Source organism: Salinisphaera sp. Q1T1-3, from assembly GCF_003602005.1.
GTDB lineage: Bacteria > Pseudomonadota > Gammaproteobacteria > Nevskiales > Salinisphaeraceae > Salinisphaera.
This window is the reverse complement of sequence record NZ_QZWD01000011.1, coordinates 99,295-119,166: the sequence shown is the minus strand read 5'-3', so window position 1 is coordinate 119,166 and position 19,872 is coordinate 99,295. Positions and strand designations below refer to the sequence as shown.

Sequence of the window (19,872 nt, the reverse complement as noted above, 5' to 3'; positions counted from 1 at the left end):
GATGTCCCGGTTCGCGAGGTGACGCGCCGCTCACACTACGGTTCGGAGCGTGTCGACGCCGGCGATGCCGCGATTCTGCCCCAGAGTCGTGTCAGCTGATCGAACAGATCGGCATTGTCGATCCGATCGGTACGACTGCGCGCCAGCACGACGACATCGATGCCCCCGATCTCATCCCGGTGGCGCCGAAACGATTCGCGCACGATTCGTTTGACGCGATTGCGATCAACGGCGCGACGGATGCGTCGCTTGGCCAGTGCCAGCCCGAGCCGGGCCTGGGTATTCTCGCTGGTCGCGGCGATCACCACGAAGCCCGGGCAGACGAATTTCTCACCCCGGGCGAAAACCGCCCTGAACTGCGGCGGCCTGAGCAGGCGCGCCTCTCGTGGAAACGCCGCCTGCGACATGACGACGCTTAGGGCGTCAGACGCTTGCGGCCCTTGGCACGACGAGCGGCCAGCACGCGACGACCATTCTTGGTGGCCATGCGGGCACGAAAACCGTGGGTGCGCTTGCGGCGCAGATTGCTGGGCTGGAATGTGCGCTTCATGACGACTGCTCTTGCGCCGTTGACGACGCATTGTGCGTAAAAGAGCGCGGATTCTAGTCGCGTTGTCGACGGACCGCAAGCCTTGAATACTCCTGTGGATAAGCTGTGGTGAGTGCGTTAACTTATGCAGCCGCGCGCCTCGCGGAAGCCCACCTGCCGCCACGGAGCGATCGATTTGGCCAACACCCTCTGGCAGCGCTGTCTAACCCATATCGAGACACGGCTCCCGGAAAAGGACGTGAATCTCTGGTTGCGGCCTCTCGAAGCCCGCTTTGGTGAGGACGGTCTGGATCTGATGGCCCCGAACGAAGTGGTTCGGGATCAGGTCGAGCGTGAATTGCGGGCGCCTATCGCCAACGCGCTATCGGAACTCGGCGAACAACCGCGTCGTATCCGGGTCCTGGTCGGCGGCGGCGCCCAGAAGAACGCCGCGGCCGAGGAAGACGACGGCCCACCGCTGACGGATACGACGCGGCACAACCTGGATGCCCGCTATACCTTCGAATCCTTCGTTCAGGGTAAATCGAACCAGATCGCCCGGGCCGCCGCCGAACAGGCCGCTGACCCGGAGAACATGGCCTATAACCCGCTGCTGATCTATGGCGGCGTTGGCCTGGGCAAGACCCATCTCATGCAGAGCGTCGGCCACCGGCTGTTGACGAACAATCCACGGGCCCGCATCGCCTATGTACGCTCCGAGCATTTCGTCAACGAAATGATCACCGCCATCCGACATAACCGGATGGACCGATTCAAGGATCATTACCGCACGCTCGATGCCCTGCTGATCGACGACATCCAGTTCTTCGCAGGCAAGGACCGATCGCAGGAAGAATTCTTCCACACCTTCAACTCGCTGCTCGAAGCCAACCAGCGAATCGTCATCACGTGCGATCGCTTCCCGAAGGAGGTAGATGGGCTCGAGGACCGGCTGAAGTCGCGTTTCTCCTGGGGGCTATCGGTGGCCGTGGAACCCCCCGAGCTCGAGACGAGGGTGGCAATCCTGTTGTCGAAAGCCGATTTCCACGGCATTGAACTGCCACAGGAAGTCGCGTTCTTCATCGGCAAGCGTGTTCGGTCGAATGTCCGTGATCTCGAAGGCGCCCTGCATCGACTCAAGGCCTCGGCACAAATCACCGGCGCGCCCATCACCGTCGACTTCGCCAAGCAGGCGCTCTACGACATGCTCGCAGTCTACGACCGTCTCGTCACCCTGGAGAACATCCAGAAGACGGTGGCCGAATATTTCAAGATCCGTCTGGCGGATCTGCTCGGCAAGAAACGCACCCGCACGATCGCACGACCTCGACAGCTCGCCATGGCACTGGCCAAAGAACTGACCAATCACAGTCTTCCCGAAATCGGCCAAGGCTTCGGCGGTCGGGATCACACGACCGTTCTTCACGCCTGCCGAAAGGTCAAGGAACTGCGAGAGACCGACACCCGCTTCGACGAAGACTACGTCAACCTCAGCCGAATTCTCACCAGCTAACTGTGGATAAACCGTTCATAACTTCGGCAGACTGAAACGAAGCGACAGACTGGCAAGATCGACCCACAGGCAGTCCACAGGTCAGCAACAACAAATCAGTGGGTTTGAAAACAGTGTTAGTAAGTTAGTAAATATCTAATTTAGAAAAAGAAAAAGAGATATCCACAGAAAATCATCACAGTGATTATTACTACTACTAACTTTCTTTTAGAGCTTTAAGACAGCACAACGGATACCGCCCGGAGATCAAAGCCCATGCAGTTCACCGTTCAGCGCAGAGATATCCTGTCGGCGCTCCAGACCGTTATCGGCGTCGTTGAAAGACGACAGACCATGCCGATTCTGTCCAATGTCCTCATCAAGAGTGAGAACAACCAGCTGACGCTGACAGCAACCGATCTCGAACTCGAACTGGTCACGCATGCACCGGCCGTGATCGAAAACCCAGGCGCCATCGCCGTACCCGCACGCAAACTGCTCGATATATGTCGTGGGTTACCCGATGATGCCGAGATCCAGTGCACCCTTGATGGCGCTCAAACCCGTGTCCAGTCAGGCCGGTCTCGTTTCACACTGGCCACACTTTCGGCCAATGACTGGCCGCATCTCGACGAAGTCGAAAGCGGTGAAGCCATCACGTTGCCGGAGAGCATGCTCAAGCAATTGCTGGACCGGACACACTTCGCCATGGCACAGCAGGATGTGCGCTACTATCTCAACGGTCTTCTTCTGGCTCTGAGAAGTGATCGCATTCGATGCGTCGCCACAGACGGTCATCGCCTTGCCCTGAGCGAAGCGGCCCTCGATCTCGATATTTCCGAGGCAACCCAGGCCATCGTGCCGAGAAAAGCCGTTACCGAACTTGTCCGTCTCTTGGGTAACAGCGAAGCAGAGATCACGGTCTGGTTATCAAACAAGCACCTGCGACTTCAGCTTCCCGGCCTCAGTTTCACCACGAAACTGATCGACGGTCGGTTCCCTGATTACGAACGGGTTATCCCCGACGATCCACAAAACCAGATGACTGCCCCGAGAGATACCATTCGGCAAGCCCTGTCGCGGACCGCGATTCTCTCGAACGAGAAATTCGGTGGTGTGCGACTGTCATTGTCGGAACACACCCTCAAACTGCAGGCACAAAACGTCGAACGGGAAGAAGCAGAAGACGAAATCGAAGTGTCCTACGACGGGCAGCCGATGGAAATCGGCTTCAACGTCACGTACCTGCTGGATGCGCTGGGCGCAATGACCCAGGAAGAGTTCACGTTGTCGTTGTCAGGCCCGGACAGCAGTGGCCTGCTTCAGGCGATCGGTGATGACAGCAGCCGCTATGTCGTCATGCCGATGAGGTTGTAGGCCTCTGCTACGCGACGGTGCATCTCAACTCTCTTTATATCGATTCGTTCCGGTGTATTCGCGAATGCAATATCCGACCATCGGAACGAATCAATTGCATCGTTGGCGATAACGCATCGGGCAAAACCAGCGTTCTCGAAAGCATTTATCTGCTCGGCCGCGGGCAATCCTTCCGACAGAATCAATTGTCCAAGGCCATCCGTGAGAATGCCGACGCCTTCACGATTCGTGGGCGTGCTCAGGAAAACGGTCAGCAACAGCTGACTCGCCTCGGTTGTCACGTCACCGGCCGGAGCGCACAGTTCAAGCTGGACAATCTCACAGCCACGCGGCGTTATGATCTTGTTGCCGCACTTCCGCTCCAACATATCGACCCCAACGTTCATCGCCTGTTGGAGCAGGGCCCCCAGCATCGCCGTCATTTTCTGGACTGGGGGGTGTTCCACGTGGAACATGCCTTCTTCCCCGCCTGGCGGCGTTACCGTCGTGCTTTAAAACAACGAAATCGTGCACTACGGTTTCACCGGCCGAAACATGAGGTCATCGCCTGGGATAACGAGCTCGTCGGACAAGGCGAAATCGTCGATGCCTGTCGACGACGATATCTCGAGCTGATCAAGAAACAGTTGCCGGAAAACACGAATGCCCTGATCGGTGAAGACGCGCTCGAGTTTCATTATCAACCCGGATGGCGCGGTGACGACGGTTACGGCGCCGCACTCGCGGGATCACTCGAACAGGATATCAAGGCACGCATCACCCAGAACGGACCGCATCGTGCGGATATCCGCGTCAATATTGCCGCCACTCGCGCGCGGGATTGGGTTTCTCGGGGTCAACAGAAGATACTGACCGCCGCATTACTGCTCGCCCAAGCCCATATTCTCTACACGTTGAAAAATGTCAGACCGATTCTGCTGATCGACGATATGGCCGCGGAATTGGGGAAGCAATATCGAGAAACACTGGCCGAGGAAATACTTCGTTGCGGCGCACAGTCTTTTGTGACTTTTCTTGATCCATCTTTGATTCCACGTGCATTCCAGGATCAGACGTTGTTCCACGTGGAACAGGGGCGTGTTTCGGCCTGATCGCGAGGCATTCCACGGCACGTCTCGATCCATCGCCCGGTGGCCGCTCTGAATGATGCGCAACAAACGACGGTAGCGAACGCTGGGTGTTTCGCAGCGATATCGTATCGGCGGCCGGTGTCAGAAGACGTAAGTCCGGGCGGCGACTCATGCTCGATATGTCGATGATACGAATTGACGGGGTGATGACTGTCTTTCGTGGTAAAATTCACGATTTCCCGTAATACCAGCCGAGGTCGGCGCATGGCGGAATCCAACGGCGATTACAACTCCAGCAGCATCAAGGTCCTGAAAGGGCTAGAGGCCGTTCGCAAACGCCCCGGGATGTACATCGGGGATACCGATGACGGCACCGGTCTGCATCACATGGTTTTCGAAGTCGTCGACAACGCCATCGACGAAGCGCTTGCCGGCTATTGCAAGGAAATCGTTGTCAAGATCCACCGGGATCAGAGTATTACGGTGTCCGACGACGGTCGTGGTATCCCCGTCGACATGCATGAAGGAGAGGGCAAGCCCGCCGCGGAAGTCATCATGACGGTGCTGCACGCCGGCGGTAAGTTCGATGCCAACTCCTACAAGGTATCGGGCGGCCTGCACGGTGTGGGTGTTTCGGTCGTCAATGCGCTGTCCGATTATCTGCAGCTGGATATCCATCGTGACGGCCACCATTACCGACAGACGTACAGCATGGGGGAGCCCACGAACGAGCTCAGCGCGTTGTCGGAGACTTCGCTGACCGGAACCTCGATCCATTTCCACCCGAGTGACGAGGTCTTTTCGAACATCGACTTCAATTACGACATCCTCGCGAAGCGGCTGCGGGAGCTGTCGTTTCTGAACTCGGGTGTGCGTATTCGCCTGATCGAAGAAGCCAGCGAGCGCGATGTCGTCTTCGAGTACGAGGGCGGTATCCGGGCCTTCGTCGAAAATCTCAACGAGAACAAGACCCAGCTCCACGAGAACGTCTTCTACTTCACCGGTGAACGCGACGAGATCGTCGTCGAAGTCGCGATGCAGTGGAATGATTCGTATCAGGAAAGCGTGTTCTGCTATACGAACAATATTCCACAGCGCGATGGGGGAACCCACCTGGCCGGTTTTCGTGGCGCCCTGACACGCTGTCTGAACGGCTACATCGAGGCCGAGGGGCTGGCCAAGAAAGAGAAATCCTCTCCGACCGGTGACGATGCCCGTGAAGGTCTCACGGCGGTCATTTCGGTCAAGGTGCCGGACCCGAAGTTTTCCTCGCAGACGAAGGAGAAACTGGTCTCCTCGGAAGTGCGTGCGGCGGTGGAATCCCAGGTCAGCGAGCGGCTTCATGACTTCCTGATGGAAAACCCGCGGGATGCCAAGGTGATCGCTTCCAAGGTCATCGACGCAGCGCGTGCACGTGATGCGGCACGGCGCGCACGCGACATGACCCGGCGCAAGGGCGCGCTCGACATCGCCGGGCTGCCCGGCAAGCTGGCTGACTGCCAGGAAAAGAACCCGGCCGAATCCGAACTGTTCCTGGTCGAGGGGGACTCGGCCGGTGGCTCGGCCAAGCAGGGGCGGGACCGTCACAACCAGGCGATCCTGCCGCTCAAGGGCAAGATTCTGAACGTCGAGAAGGCCCGCTTCGACAAGATGCTCTCCTCGGCCGAGGTCGGCACACTGATCACCGCATTGGGCTGCGGCATCGGTCGTGATGAGTACGATCCGTCCAAGCTGCGCTATCACCGCATCATCATCATGACGGATGCGGACGTTGACGGCTCTCATATCCGTACGTTGCTGCTGACGTTCTTCTATCGGCAGATGTTCGAGCTGATCGAAGCCGGCTACGTCTATATCGCTCAGCCGCCGTTGTACAAGGTGAAGTCCGGCAAGCAGGAGCACTACGTCAAGGACGACAAGGAACTGTCGAGCTATCTCCTGCGGCTGGCGCTGAACAAGGCCGAATTCCGTGTGTCGGCCGATACGCCGCCGATCTCCGAGGATGCCCTGGCCGATCTGGCCCATCGCTATACGGTGCTGCTCGAGGATATCGACCGCTGGGCGCGTCGCTATGATCCGGCGACACTCACGGAGATGACCTATCTGGCCCCGGTGACCGCGGAGTCGTTCGCCGACGCCGACTGGATGGCCGGCTGGGCCGAGCAGCTGCAGGTGCGTCTGGACGCGCGCGAAGAAGCGCGTCATCGCTACGAGGTACAGATCAAGCCGGCCGACGACGAGCATCCGCTGCATCTGCAGGTCACGCGTTACAGCCACGGCATCCCGCATATCTTTGTCTGGCACGAGGACTTCTTCACCAGCCCGGAATACCGTCGCATGTCGAGCCTGGGCACCGAGCTGACGGAGCTTATCGGCGAGGGCGCCCGCGTGACGCGTGGCGAGCGCGAGGCCGAGGTCGCCACGTTCGATGAGGCTTATCGCTGGCTGCTCGAGCAGGCCAAGCGCAATCTCAACGTCCAGCGTTACAAGGGGCTGGGCGAGATGAATCCGGAGCAGCTGTGGGAGACGACCATGGATCCGGAGAGTCGTCGCCTCATGCAGGTCAAGATCGACGATGCCGTCGGGGCCGATCAGATATTCACCACGCTCATGGGTGACCACGTGGAGCCGCGGCGGGAGTTCATCGAACGCAACGCGCTGATGGTGTCCAACCTGGATATCTGATCGGGTAGTGCGCCCCCGGGCTTCGGTTCAGCCCTCGGTCGAGTGTCGGACGCGTTCGGCCAGGATGTGTTCGACCGCACCGGTCAGATCATCGAACATCGCGACGCTGGCCCAGCGTTGATCATCGGTATCGATCGGTTTGCCGGTACGCACGCCGAGCGCGGCCATGCCCGCTGCATGTGCGGCCTGGATATCGGTGGGGCTGTCGCCGACCATCACACACTCTGTTGCCGCCAGATGCCATCGACTCATGATGTCGTCCAGCATGCCGGTGGCCGGCTTGCGACACATGCAGCCGGCTTCGGCCGTGTGGGGACAGAAGAAAACCCCGTCGAGCGCGACGCCGAGATCGGCGAGCTGGCGTGTCATCTTCTCGTGCATCGCCAACAGCGCGTCGTACTCGAACAGGCCGCGGCCCAGGCCCGACTGGTTCGTTGCGACCATGACACGCAGCCCGGCATGCCGCAGCCGCGCGATTGCCTCCAGACTGCCCGGGATCGCATGCCATTCGGCCGGCGACTTTATGAAGGCTTCACTGTCCCGGTTGATCACGCCGTCTCGATCGAGCACGACGGTCGATAGCGTCACTGCGTGCTCTCCACCGACAGGCAGGAAACGTCAGCCACACGACGACACAGGGCATCGATCGTGGCGAGCAGCGCCAGCCGATTGGCACGACGATCCACATCGTCGGTCATGACCATGACTTCATCGAAGAACGTATCGAGCGGGGCGGCGAGCGAGGCCAGCGCCGACAGCGCCGCCGTATAATCGCTGGCTCGGGCATCGCGTTCGATGTCTGCCTGAACCCGGGTGAGCGCCTCATGTAGTGCGATCTCGGCAGATTCGCTCAGCTGGGCGCCGGTGACGGCATCGGCGATTTCGGCGTCGCTGTTGCGACGCAGGATATTACGGATGCGCTTGTGTGCCCCGCAGACGATGGGGGCGGCGTCCAGCCGCGCAAAGGCCGCCACAGCATGGAGGCGGGCATCGAAATCCACCAGATCAGTGACGCCCTGGCCGGCAATCGACTCGAACTCGGCCGGCGTGAAGCCACGCTCCAGCCCGTAGCCGCGCAGACGTTCCATCACGAACTGCCAGAGGGCCTCGGCTGTGCCCGCCGGCGGGGTGACGGGCTGCGCAGCCAGTGAGCTCCCCAGGGCGGCGGCCAGATCCAGCCGGATATCGCCCTCGATGAGCGTCCGGACAACGCCGAGCGTCGCACGCCGCAGGCCAAAGGGATCCTTGTCGCCGCTGGGGCGCTTGTCGATGGCGAAGATGCCCGTCAGCGTGTCCAGACGATCGGCCATGGCCAACGCTTGGCCGGCCGGCGACACCGGGATCGGGGCGCCGGCGGCCGCGGGGGCGTACTGTTCGACGATGGCCGTGGCAACGGCCGCCGGTTCGCTGTCGTGGGTGGCGTAATACCCGCCCATGATGCCCTGCAGCTCGGGGAACTCGTCGACCATCTCGGTCAGTAGATCGGTCTTGGCAAGCCGGGCGGCACGCGTGACGACTTTCGGATCGGCACCGGTCGCCTCGGCCAGGCGGCCGGCCAGGGCCTGCACGCGGGTCGACTTGTCGGCGAGGCTGCCCAGTGCCTGCTGGAAACTCACCGCCGCCAGGGCGTTCACACGTGCCTCCAGCGATTGCTGGCGATCGGCGTTCCAGAAGAACAGCGCATCGGCCAGCCGCGGGTGGACCACACGCTCGTTGCCGGCCACGACCTGCGCCGGATCACGACTGGCGATATTGGCGACCGTCACGAACCCGGCAATGAGCGCGCCCGTCTCACCGGCCACCGGGAAATAGCGCTGATGCCCTTCGAGCGTGGCGATCAGCACCTCGCGCGGCAGCGCCAGATAACGTGTGTCGAAATGCCCGGCAATGCCGACCGGCCATTCCACCAGCGCGGTGACTTCCGTGATCAGGTCGGGGGAGACAAGGGCCGTGCCGCCGAGCGTGGCCGCGGCCGCGTGCACTTCCGCGGTCACCAGGCGCTCGCGTTCGACCATGTCGACGATAACATGACCGGGGGCTCGCAATCGCGCGATATAGTCGTCGGCCTGGGACAGCGGGATATCGTCCGGATGATGGAAACGATGGCCGCGGGTGGTGGCCGTAGCCGTGATGCCGAACACCGACAACGGCAGCACCCGGTCGCCGTGCATGGCCACGACCCAGTGCACCGGCCGTACGAACGCGGCCTCGGAATCCCCCCAGCGCATGCGCTTTGGAATCGGCAGGCTGCGCAGTGCCGCATCGACGGCGGGCTGGAGCAGATCGGTCAACGGCCGGCCTTCGGCGACACCGCGATAGACCAGACGCTGGCCCTTGTCCGAATCCTCGACCTCGAGATCGTCCATCGAGACTCCGACCGAGCGTGCAAAGCCCTCGCCGGCCTGGGTCGGTGTACCAGCCTCGTCATAGGCAATGGCCACGGTCGGGCCCTGTTTTTCGATCGTCTCGGACTGGCCCTGGGCGGCGACGTCGGCCATGCGTACGGCCAGTCGCCGCGGCGTGGCCAGGGGTTCGATCGTGCCGTGGGCGAGACCGGCCTCGTCCAGCTGGCGGCCCAGCTGTTCGGCGAAGGTCTCGGCGAGCGGGCGCATGGCTGCCGGTGGCAGCTCTTCCAATCCGATTTCGACAAGCAGAGTGGCTGTCATGCCGCGTTCGCGTCCTTGTTCTGTTCGAGCATGGGAAAGCCCAGCGCCTCGCGGGCGTCGTAATAGGCCTTGGCGACGGCGCGCGCCAGCGTGCGCACGCGCAGGATGTAGCGCTGACGCTCGGTGACCGAGATCGCATGTCGCGCATCGAGCATATTGAAATTGTGCGAGCACTCCAGCATGCGTTCGTAGGCCGGCAGTGCGAGACCGGTCTCCACGAGCGACAGACATTCGGCTTCCAGTTCGTCGAAGCGGCGAAACAGGGCCGCCACCGGTGCATGCTCGAAGTTGTAGGTCGATTGCTCGACCTCGTTCTGATGGAACACGTCGCCGTAGTAGACCTTGCCCTGGGCCGAGTCGGACCAGACCAGGTCGTAGACCGATTCCACGTTCTGGATATACATGGCGATACGTTCCAGCCCGTAGGTGATCTCGCCGGAGACCGGGCGACAATCCAGCCCGCCGACCTGCTGGAAATAGGTGAACTGCGAGATCTCCATGCCGTTGAGCCAGATCTCCCAGCCCAGCCCCCAGGCGCCGAGCGTCGGGGATTCCCAGTTGTCCTCCACGAAACGTACGTCGTGGATCGACATGTCCAGACCCAGCGCTTCCAGGCTGGCCAGATATTGCGCCTGGATATCCTTGGGCGAAGGCTTCAATAGCACCTGGAACTGATAATAGTGCTGGAGGCGGTTGGGGTTGTCGCCATAGCGCCCGTCGGTTGGTCGACGCGAAGGCTGGACATAGGCGGCGCGCCACGGCTCCGGGCCGATCGAACGCAGGAACGTGGCGGTATGAAAGGTGCCGGCGCCGACGGCCATGTCGATCGGCTGGACGACGACACAGCCCCGTTCGGCCCAGAACTGCTGCAGCGTGAAGATCAGCTGTTGGAAATCCATTGGTATGCGCACTTTGATGCAGACCCCTATTGTAACGGACCGACTGCCTGCATCGGTGTCCGTGCTGCGCACCAGATCGGCGCACCAAAAAAGACGATGAATTATTTTAGTGCGTCAGTTGTCTGATAAAAGTGCACTGACGGGGTGCAAGGCCGGTGTCACGCCGGGATGACGTGGCACGGAACCTGCCTTTATAGTGCATCCGTTGAACTGGCTGCGGGATACGGCAGGCGGTCAGCGCCGATAACCCATCAAGGAGTGATCATGGCGAGTAAAGCGCTCGAACTCATCAAGAAGACCGAAGCCAAGTTCGTGGATTTCCGTTTCTGCGACGCCCGCGGCAAGGAACAGCACATGACCATGCCCGCCAGCGTGGTCGATGAAGAGTTCATGGAAGAAGGCAAGATGTTCGACGGCTCGTCCATCGACGGCTGGAAGGGCATCAACGATTCGGACATGGTCATGATGCCGGACGATGATTCGGCCGTGCTCGATCCGTTCTTCGAGGAGCCGACGGTCAACATCCGTTGCGATGTACTCGAACCCAACACCATGATGGGTTACGAGCGCGATCCGCGAACCGTGGCCAAGCGTGCCGAGGCGTATCTGGCCTCCACCGGCATCGCCGACACGGCCCTGTTCGGCCCGGAAGCCGAGTTCTTCATCTTCGATTCCGTGCGCTGGCACAACGAGATGAAGGGGGCCGGTTTCGAGATCGATTCCGAGGAAGCGGTCTGGAATACCGGGCGGGCCTATCCGGAAGGCAACATGGGCCATCGGCCGGGCGTGAAGGGCGGCTACGTCCCGGTGCCGCCGGTCGACTCGCAGCACGACATCCGCTCGGCCATGTGTCTGGCCATGGAAGAGATGGGCCTGACCGTCGAAGTGCATCACCACGAGGTGGGCACGGCCGGTCAGGGCGAAATCGGCATGTTGTTCAACACGCTGGTCAAGAAGGCCGACGAGACACTGACCTACAAGTATTGTGTCCAGAACGTCGCCCATGCCTTTGGCAAGACCGCGACCTTCATGCCCAAGCCGATCGTGGGCGACAACGGCACCGGCATGCACGTGCACCAGTCGTTGTCCAAGGACGGCAAGAACATCTTCTCGGGCGACGAATACGGTGGCCTGTCCGAGGAAGCGCTGTACTACATCGGCGGCATCATCAAGCACGCCAAGGCGCTCAACGCGTTCACCAACGCCTCGACCAACAGCTACAAGCGTCTGGTCAAGGGCTTCGAGGCGCCGGTACTGCTGGCCTATTCGGCGCGTAACCGCTCGGCCTCGATCCGTATTCCGTGGGTGTCCAGCCCGAAGGCCCGTCGCATCGAGGTGCGTTTCCCCGATCCGACCGCCAACCCGTACTTCGCCTTCGCCGCGATGATGATGGCCGGCCTCGACGGCATCCAGAACAAGATCCATCCGGGCGAAGCCATGGACAAGGATCTCTACGATCTGCCGCCCGAGGAAGAGCAGAAGATTCCGACGGTGGCACAGTCGCTGGAAGAAGCGCTGAAGTCGCTGTCCGACGATCGCGACTTCCTGAAGAAGGGCGATGTCTTCACCGACGACCTGATCGACGGCTACATCGAGCTCAAGCAGGAAGAAGTGCTGCGCATGAAGATGAGCACGCACCCGGCCGAGTTCGACATGTACTACAGCTGCTAGAGCGGCACGCTGTCGCATGATCGAAAAGGCGCATCCGCATGGATGCGCCTTTTTTGTTGGATACTCGTTCCACGGCCGGCTGCGAGGGAGGACGTTGCCATGCAGACTCATCGCCGACGACGTGCACGTCTTCGGGTTCGTTGCCTGATCGGGCTCGTATTCATGGGCGCAGCCGCGCCGGCGCTTGCCACCGTCTACACGTGGACAGATGCCAAGGGCGTGACCCACTACAGCGATCGGGCCGGTGCGCGTGGCGCCGAGCCCATGCGGCTGCAGGTACGGGCGCTGGGGGATACGACGCCGCATGCTGTCAGCGCCGGTGATGCGAAGGCATCAACGGCGGCCACGGGGTCGCAGAGTCAGGCCACACACGCGCCGCGTATCGTGTCGCCGTCATCGGATGCGGTGATCGACGCTGCTGCCGGGTCCATGGTGGTCTCGGTTGCGATCGGCGACGATGCGACGCTGACCCCGGATGAAACGCTGGTCTATCGCCTGGACGGACGCGTGCTGGAGGCGGCCCCACCGACGGCGACGCGCCTGGCGATCGACAACCTTGCCCCGGGCCGACACCAACTCTCCGTGACGCTGGCTCGGAACGGGCAGGAGATCGGTCGCCAGGATGCCGTGACCTTCACCGTCGCCGCTGCCGATCAGTCGCCGTCGGGCGATGCAGCGACAGCGTCATATCCGGGATCGACGATGCGGTGAGACACGAACTCGTTCGTCACCGATGTGTGTACCCATCAATGGCTCGAACCTTGCTAGGTGGCGGGCATGACTGAAGATTATGTACCGGACGTCGCGCCGGACAATATTCTGGACAACCTCAGGACCGCGGTGGTCTGCCTCGACGACAGCCTGCGCGTGACCTATCTGAACACCGCCAGTGAAATGCTGTTCGGCGTCTCGGCTCGCCACTGCCAGAAGGAAGTGTTCGATCGGGCGTTGCCTTATCTGGCCGACCATCGATCGCGGCTGACGCACGCCCTGACCGAGGGCGCGGCCTATACCGACCGCGAACTCCAGCTGGTGGCCGGTGACGGCGAGGCGTTGATCGTGGACTGTACGGTCACGCCGTTCACGCAGCGCGACGGACGAGCCGCCCTGTTGCTCGAGTTCCTGTCGCTGGACCGTCAACTGCGCATTTCGCGTGACGACCAGATGCGGGTTCAGAACCTGGCCAATCGCGAAATGATTCGCGGCCTGGCGCACGAGATCAAGAACCCGCTCGGCGGCCTGCGCGGCGCTGCCCAGCTGCTCGAGCGCGAGATTGGCGATGCGGCCCTGACCGAATTCACGGCCGTGATCATCCGCGAGGCCGACCGTCTGCAGAATCTCGTTGATGACATGCTCGGCCCGCGTCGGCCGCCGGACAAGACACCGATCAACATTCACGAGCCGCTGGAGCACGTGCGGGCGCTGATCACCACCGAGCTGCCCGCGGACGTGCGCCTGATTCGTGATTACGATCCGAGCATCCCCGAGATCCCGGCCGACCGGGAACAGCTCATCCAGATCTTCTTCAATCTGGTCGGCAATGCGGTCACGGCACTCGGCGGCTCGGGCGATATTCTGCTGCGCACGCGCACCCAGCGACTCTTCACGATCGGTGGCATACAGCATCGGCTGGTCAGCCGGGTCGACGTGATCGACAACGGGCCCGGTATTCCCAAGGACCTGCTGCCGCGCATCTTTCATCCGATGGTCAGCTCGCGGGCCGAGGGCTCCGGCATGGGCCTGCCGATCGCGCAGTATCTGGTCCATCTCCACGACGGTCTGATCGAGTGTGAAAGCCGCCCCGGGCAGACCGTATTCAGTGTGTTCCTACCCATGGAGGCCGCGCATGGCTGATCTGACCGCCTGGGTCGTCGACGACGACGAATCGATTCGCTGGGTGCTCGAGCGCGCCTTCGGCGCGGCCGGTATCGAGGTCGCCTGTTTCCCGGGCGGGGCCGAACTGCTCGACGCGCTGGACGAATCGATGCCGGATGTACTGCTCACCGATATCCGCATGCCCGGCATCTCGGGGCTGGATCTGCTCGAGCGCGTCCACGCCATCAAGCCCGATCTGCCGATCATCATCATCACCGCGCATTCCGATCTGGATTCCGCGGTCGCCTCCTATCGCAACGGGGCCTTCGAGTATCTGCCCAAGCCCTTCGATCTCGACGAGGCCGTCGAGCTCGTGCAGCGTGCGGCCCTGGTCGCCGACGAGGACGATCCGGCCCGCCCGGTGGAGGGCGAGGGCAGTTCGACGATCATTGGTGAGGCCCCGGCCATGCAAGAGGTCTTCCGGGCGATCGGGCGGCTCTCGGCATCCAACATCACGGTATTGATCACCGGCGAGTCGGGCACCGGCAAGGAACTCGTCGCCCACGCGCTGCACGAGAATTCGCCGCGTGCCCAGCGTCCGTTCATCGCGGTCAATACCGCCGCGATCCCGAAGGATCTGATGGAGTCGGAATTCTTCGGCCATGAGAAGGGCGCGTTCACCGGCGCGGCCACACAGCGCCGTGGGCGTTTCGAGCAGGCCCACGGCGGGACGCTCTTTCTCGATGAGATCGGCGATATGCCGGCGGATCTACAGACGCGGCTGTTGCGCGTGCTGCAGGACGGCCAGTTCTATCGCGTTGGCGGGCATCAGGCCGTCAAGGTCGATGTTCGTATCGTGGCGGCAACGAACCAGAACCTCGAAGCGGAAGTGAAGAAAGGCCATTTCCGCGAGGACCTGTTCCACCGCTTGAACGTCATCCGGCTGCGGGTGCCGCCGCTGCGCGAGCGGCGCGAGGACATCCCGCTGTTGCTCGATTTCTTTCTCGCCCGGGCCGCGGCCGATCTCGACATGGAGGTCAAGAGCGTCGGTTGTGGTGCCCGCCAGTATCTGACCGGGCTCGACTGGGCCGGCAACGTCCGGGAGCTCGAGAACCTGTGTCGCTGGCTCACCGTCATGGCGCCGGGGCGCGAGGTGGTGCTCGAGGATCTGCCGATCGAGCTGCGACCGGGCAGTGATCAGGGCGATACACCGTCGGCGATGGGTTTCGGGGCCGAATCGACAATGTCCGGTGAGGCGCAGACGCCGGTGGCGGCCAGCGCGACCGGCGAATGGGATCGGCTGCTCTCCGGCTGGGCCGATGCACGACTCGCGGCCGGCGCCGACCACCTGCTCGATGAGGCCGTACCGCGGCTCGAGCGGGTGATGATCCGCGCAGCGCTGGCTCATACTGGCGGCCACCGACAGGAAGCCGCGCGCCTGCTGGGTTGGGGGCGTAATACGCTCACCCGCAAGATCAAGGAGCTGGAGATGAGTACGGCCGAGCACTGAGTTGATCGGTCGGGTCGGGCGGACTCGCGCGACAAGCCGAGACGGCTTATCGTCGGGACTGTTTTGCTCCAGAGGCCAGAGACATGTGTCTGATCGTCGTCGCCTGGCAGACGGATCCGGAGTTCGATCTGATCGTGGCCGCCAACCGGGATGAATTTCATGATCGGCCAGCGCGATCCGCTTACTGGTGGCCGAGCGTGCCCGGTCTGTTCGCCGGACAGGATTGTGTGGCCGGCGGCGCCTGGTGTGGCGCGGGACACGACGGCCGTTTCGCGGCCGTGACCAACGTTCGTGATACGGCCGCGCCGATGGGGCGTCGATCGCGCGGTGGGCTGGTCCGGGATTATTTCATCAACGACCTCGATGCCGGCAGCTGGGCATCGCGCGTTCAAGCGTCCGGCAACGAATACGCGCCGTTCAATCTGTTGATCGGGGATCGCCGCGGCCTGTATTTCGTCTCCAATCGCGACGAAACCCCGCCGCGACGTCTGCCGTCCGGCATCTGGGCGATATCCAACGGCCACTGGGGGCAGCGCTGGCCGAAGACCGAGCGCGCGACGGCTGCCATGGACCACGCGCTCAAGGCCGATCGACACGATCCCGAGTCGCTGTTGGCCCTGTTGTACGATGACCGGCCGGCACCGGAAGCCGAATTGCCCGATACCGGCATCGACAGGACACGCGAGCGGTTTCTGTCATCGATCTTCATTCGCAGCCCGCAGTATGGCACTCGGGCCGCGACGGTGATTCGTCGACGTCCGGACAGATCCGTCGAATTCACCGAGCAGGGCTTTGATCGTACCGGTCAACCCGTGCACCGTGTGCAGCAAACTTGGCTCATCGAGACCTGTTCCACATGAAACCCATGCGCCCCTACGGCAGTTGGCCTTCTTCGATCTCTGCGGCACACGTCGCCGCTGCCGGCCGCAAGTTCACCGATCTGACCGTGGACACCGCCGGTACGGCAGGCGATACGCTCTACTGGGTCGAATCGCGGCCGGAGGAGGCCGGACGGGCCACGATCATGGTCGATGGAGACGGCGCACCCCGCTCGCTGCTCGAGGCGCCGATGTCCGTGGGCAGCCGGGTTCACGAGTATGGCGGTGGGGCGATCGCGGCCCACGGCGGCTTCGTCTGGTTCGTCAACGCGGCCGATCAGGCGATCTGGCAACGCGACACGGAAGGCGAGCTGTCGCCGGTCACCGATGTTGATGCCGATGTCCGCTACGCCGATCTGCAATACGACAGCCGGTTCGGGCGATTGATCGCCGTGGCCGAGGATCTCGGTACGGGGCACAGCGAACCGGTCGCGCGCGTGGTCGCGGTCCATCGGGACGGTTCGACGAGCACGATCGCCGAAGGTCATGACTTCTATGCCAGCCCGCGACTCGCCCCCGGATCGCACCGGTTGGTCTGGCTGGCCTGGCAGCATCCGGACATGCCCTGGGATCGGACCGAACTCTGGGCCGCCGATATCGATGAACACGGCGAGATCGGACCGGCGACACCGCTCTGGCAGCCCGAGGCGCTATCGCTCTTCGGTCCGGTCTTTGCACCGGACGGCATGCTGCATATCGTGGCGGACGTCGACGACTGGTGGAACATCCATGTCGAGAGGGCCCCCGGCCGGTTCCAGGCGCTGACCCACGAAACTGCCGAATTCGCGGTGCCGCAATGGGTGTTCGGCCAGTCCACCTATGCCTTCACCGGCGAGGGGCGGCTGTTTGCGCTGGCCTCGCGGGACGGGGTCTGGCAGATCGGTGAGGTCGATCGCGAGAATGGCGATTTTCGTCCGCTCCGACAGGATTTCGATTTCTACGAGCAGATCGTGGCGCTCGACGAGGCGGTCGCCCTGGTCGCGGCCAATCCGGCGCGTGCCAAGCACGTGCGTCGTATCAACGCCGACGGCAGCAGCGAAATCCTGCAGGCCGCCGACAGTCTGCCGGCGGATGCGGCGCTGTCGCGCCCCGAATCCGTGAGCTGGCCGAGCGCTGACGGGACGACCGCGCACGGGCTGTTCTATCCGCCGGTCAGCGAAAGCTATGTGGCCGCCGATGATGAACGGCCGCCGGTAATCCTGAAATGCCACGGCGGGCCGACGGGCGCGACGAGCACGGCGCTCGATGCCCGGATCCAGTACTGGACCTCGCGCGGGTTTGCGATGCTCGACGTCAATTATCGCGGCAGCACCGGCTACGGGCGAGCGTATCGCCAGGCGCTCGTCGGCGCCTGGGGCGTGGCAGACGTCGCCGACTGTCAGAGCGGCGCCGCCTACCTCGCCGAGGCCGGCCGGGTCGATCCGGAACGGGTACTGATTTCGGGTTCGAGTGCCGGGGGCTATACCGTATTGTCGGTCCTGACGTTCACCGATCTGGCCGCTGCCGGCGCGAGCTACTACGGCATCGGCGATCTCAAGCGCCTGCTCGCCTCGACCCACAAGTTCGAGTCGCGCTATCTGGATCGTTTGATCGGCGTCGACGAGGCCACACTGACGGCGCGTTCGCCCCTGTATCACGCCGAGCAACTGTCCTGCCCGGTGCTTTTCCTGCAGGGGCTGCAGGACAAGGTCGTCCCGCCCGATCAGGCCGGATCGATGGTCGAGGCGCTGCGTAGTTCGGGCGTGCCGGTGGCCTATGTGGCCTTCGAGTCCGAGCGGCACGGCTTTCGTGATGCCGACAACATCATGACCGCAATCGAGTCCGAGCGCAGTTTCTACAGTCGCGTGCTGCACATCGCCGAAGTCGAGGATCTCGAACCCTTGACGATCGAGAACTTCGACGACACCGAGGCCGTGCCTTAGGGCCTGTTGATGTTTCGTGCGAGTCCGCGCTTGTCCCTTCGGGTTGGGCCGCAAATCACGCCCGGTGGCTGTGCCGAGCCTGAGACCGTCGGCGGGGCAATGAATGCGGCCGCCTGTCCCCTGACGACATGCCTCAGGGACCGCTATCCAACACCAGTACGCACGAAGCGGCGGTCGATCGCATCCTTGACATGCCACATGTATCGCGAGGCCGGCAGGCTCCAGCGTCCGCGAATCGCGATCGCTCGCCGGTCGCCCAGCGAGACGAGCGCCAGACTACGACGCTGGGCCGAAAACACACGCAGCGGCTGGCCCTGTGTCGCACGCACCAGATTGTCGGCCAGGACAGGGGCCTCGCGCACGGCGAACACCCCGGATTTGGGTCGCGGTGCCGGTAGTGCCGCGAGATCGCCGGCAGCGAACACACCCGGATGCGAAATCGACTGCAGTGTCCAGTCCACGGCGATGAAACCACGCGCGTCCACGGCCAGGCCACTGGCCCGCGCCCAGTCGGGTGCCCGAGCGCCGGTCGCGGCCACGACCAGGTCGGCTGCACGGTCGCGGCCGTCGTCCAGAACCAGTTGACCCGGTGGTCGGGCGGTCATGCGTGCCCCCTCGTCGAGGATCACGCCGGCGTGCTGCAGGGCCCGGCGAAGCCGTTGCCGCGCCGAGACGGCGACATCCGGCAACAGCCCCGACGTGCCGGTGACGAGTCGAAAGGCGGGCGGCGTCGGCCAAAGCGCCCAGCGATGGACCAGCGACAGCATCAATTCGACGCCGCCGACACCGCCGCCGACCACGGCAACACGGCACGGATTGGCGGCATCGCGGTGTCGTCGTTCAAAACGGGCCAGACTCGACATCAGTGTGTCGACGGGCTTGGCGGGGACCACGGTCCGATCGAGGGCATCGATCGTCGTATCGACGGGGGCGCCGCCAGTATCCAGCGACAGCATGTCGTAGGTCAGTGTCCGACCGGAAGACAGCGTCAGCGTCCGCGCATCCGGATCCAGTGCAACCATCGTATCCGGGTATCGAAACGCGCCGAGTCGCCGTGTGCGCGCTTCGATGGACAGCGTGGTCTGCGCGCGAGCGTAGTGGCCGGCGATCCAGCCCGGCAGCATGCCGGAATACACGAGCTCGGCATCCGGCGTGACGACCTCGATCTGGCAACGATCGCCGGACCTGCCCGCGAGGCGGCGCAACACGCCCACGTGGGCATGGCCGCCGCCAACCAGAATCAGACGGATCGGCACATGGGGACTCATTCAGCGCTGTTCATTCGTGTTCGTCCGATAACTCATGATAGACATACACTTGTATCTTGAAGAACAGTGCCGGAAACACGGCTCGGATAA

General features: G+C 62.8%; 16 protein-coding genes. 10 read left to right on the top strand and 6 right to left on the bottom strand.

Annotated elements, in window-relative coordinates:
- Positions 1-35: 35 nt before the first annotated feature.
- Together rnpA and rpmH are read right to left on the bottom strand one after the other, a co-directional pair.
- Positions 36-407: a ribonuclease P protein component gene (gene rnpA / locus D3260_RS11655; protein WP_120098771.1), complete on the bottom strand. Its 372-nt coding sequence runs from the start codon at positions 405-407 to the stop codon at positions 36-38.
- 8 nt (positions 408-415) lie between these two features.
- Positions 416-550, bottom strand: coding sequence for a 50S ribosomal protein L34 (rpmH, locus tag D3260_RS11650; protein ID WP_037337617.1), 135 nt, complete (start codon positions 548-550; stop codon positions 416-418).
- A 175-nt stretch (positions 551-725) separates the two neighbouring features.
- On the opposite strand from rpmH, the gene dnaA reads away from it, so the two are divergent.
- The 4 genes from dnaA to gyrB all read left to right on the top strand — a co-directional run bounded on the left by dnaA (position 726) and on the right by gyrB (position 7,153).
- Positions 726-2,042 (top strand): chromosomal replication initiator protein DnaA, encoded by a 1,317-nt coding sequence (dnaA, locus tag D3260_RS11645; RefSeq protein ID WP_199671481.1) that lies wholly within the window; start codon positions 726-728, stop codon positions 2,040-2,042.
- A gap of 255 nt (positions 2,043-2,297) precedes the next feature.
- Positions 2,298-3,398 (top strand): DNA polymerase III subunit beta, encoded by a 1,101-nt coding sequence (dnaN, locus tag D3260_RS11640; RefSeq protein ID WP_120098769.1) that lies wholly within the window; start codon positions 2,298-2,300, stop codon positions 3,396-3,398.
- 17 nt (positions 3,399-3,415) lie between these two features.
- Positions 3,416-4,489, top strand: a complete 1,074-nt coding sequence (gene recF, locus D3260_RS11635) for a DNA replication/repair protein RecF (protein ID WP_120098768.1) — start codon at positions 3,416-3,418, stop codon at positions 4,487-4,489.
- Positions 4,490-4,732: 243 nt separating this feature from the next.
- Positions 4,733-7,153 carry a DNA topoisomerase (ATP-hydrolyzing) subunit B gene (gene gyrB / locus D3260_RS11630; RefSeq protein ID WP_120098767.1) on the top strand — a complete coding sequence of 807 codons (2,421 nt, stop codon included), beginning with the start codon at positions 4,733-4,735 and terminating at the stop codon, positions 7,151-7,153.
- A 27-nt stretch (positions 7,154-7,180) separates the two neighbouring features.
- Here the strand turns inward: gyrB and gmhB are convergent, their stop codons facing one another.
- Genes gmhB through glyQ form a run of 3 tightly spaced genes read right to left on the bottom strand, consistent with a single transcriptional unit; the run spans position 7,181 to position 10,718 of the window.
- Positions 7,181-7,741: a D-glycero-beta-D-manno-heptose 1,7-bisphosphate 7-phosphatase gene (gmhB, locus tag D3260_RS11625; RefSeq protein ID WP_120098766.1), complete on the bottom strand. Its 561-nt coding sequence runs from the start codon at positions 7,739-7,741 to the stop codon at positions 7,181-7,183.
- Positions 7,738-9,819 carry a glycine--tRNA ligase subunit beta gene (gene glyS / locus D3260_RS11620; protein WP_120098765.1) on the bottom strand — a complete coding sequence of 694 codons (2,082 nt, stop codon included), beginning with the start codon at positions 9,817-9,819 and terminating at the stop codon, positions 7,738-7,740. Before glyS ends, gmhB begins: the two co-directional genes overlap by 4 nt.
- Entirely contained in the window at positions 9,816-10,718 is a 903-nt protein-coding gene (gene glyQ / locus D3260_RS11615; protein ID WP_120098764.1) for a glycine--tRNA ligase subunit alpha, read from the bottom strand. Before glyQ ends, glyS begins: the two co-directional genes overlap by 4 nt.
- Positions 10,719-10,979: 261 nt before the next feature.
- Between glyQ and glnA the strand changes: the two genes are divergently transcribed.
- The 6 genes from glnA (at position 10,980) to D3260_RS11585 (ending at position 18,514) form a co-directional block, all read left to right on the top strand.
- The gene (gene glnA / locus D3260_RS11610) at positions 10,980-12,389 is read left to right on the top strand and encodes a glutamate--ammonia ligase (RefSeq protein ID WP_120098795.1); all 1,410 of its coding nucleotides are present in this window, start codon (positions 10,980-10,982) and stop codon (positions 12,387-12,389) included.
- 99 nt (positions 12,390-12,488) lie between these two features.
- Positions 12,489-13,100, top strand: coding sequence for a DUF4124 domain-containing protein (locus D3260_RS11605; RefSeq protein ID WP_158583514.1), 612 nt, complete (start codon positions 12,489-12,491; stop codon positions 13,098-13,100).
- Positions 13,101-13,166: 66 nt separating this feature from the next.
- Complete coding sequence (gene glnL, locus D3260_RS11600; RefSeq protein ID WP_120098762.1) at positions 13,167-14,243, top strand: nitrogen regulation protein NR(II); 1,077 nt, start codon at positions 13,167-13,169, stop codon at positions 14,241-14,243.
- Positions 14,236-15,714: a nitrogen regulation protein NR(I) gene (ntrC, locus tag D3260_RS11595; protein WP_120098761.1), complete on the top strand. Its 1,479-nt coding sequence runs from the start codon at positions 14,236-14,238 to the stop codon at positions 15,712-15,714. The genes glnL and ntrC overlap by 8 nt, the downstream gene beginning before the upstream one ends.
- A gap of 83 nt (positions 15,715-15,797) precedes the next feature.
- Positions 15,798-16,574, top strand: coding sequence for an NRDE family protein (locus tag D3260_RS11590; RefSeq protein ID WP_120098760.1), 777 nt, complete (start codon positions 15,798-15,800; stop codon positions 16,572-16,574).
- Positions 16,571-18,514 carry a S9 family peptidase gene (locus tag D3260_RS11585; RefSeq protein ID WP_120098759.1) on the top strand — a complete coding sequence of 648 codons (1,944 nt, stop codon included), beginning with the start codon at positions 16,571-16,573 and terminating at the stop codon, positions 18,512-18,514. Before D3260_RS11590 ends, D3260_RS11585 begins: the two co-directional genes overlap by 4 nt.
- 143 nt (positions 18,515-18,657) lie before the next feature.
- On the opposite strand, the gene D3260_RS11580 is transcribed toward D3260_RS11585, so the two are convergent.
- Positions 18,658-19,782 carry an FAD-dependent oxidoreductase gene (locus D3260_RS11580; RefSeq protein WP_120098758.1) on the bottom strand — a complete coding sequence of 375 codons (1,125 nt, stop codon included), beginning with the start codon at positions 19,780-19,782 and terminating at the stop codon, positions 18,658-18,660.
- Positions 19,783-19,872: the final 90 nt, after the last annotated feature.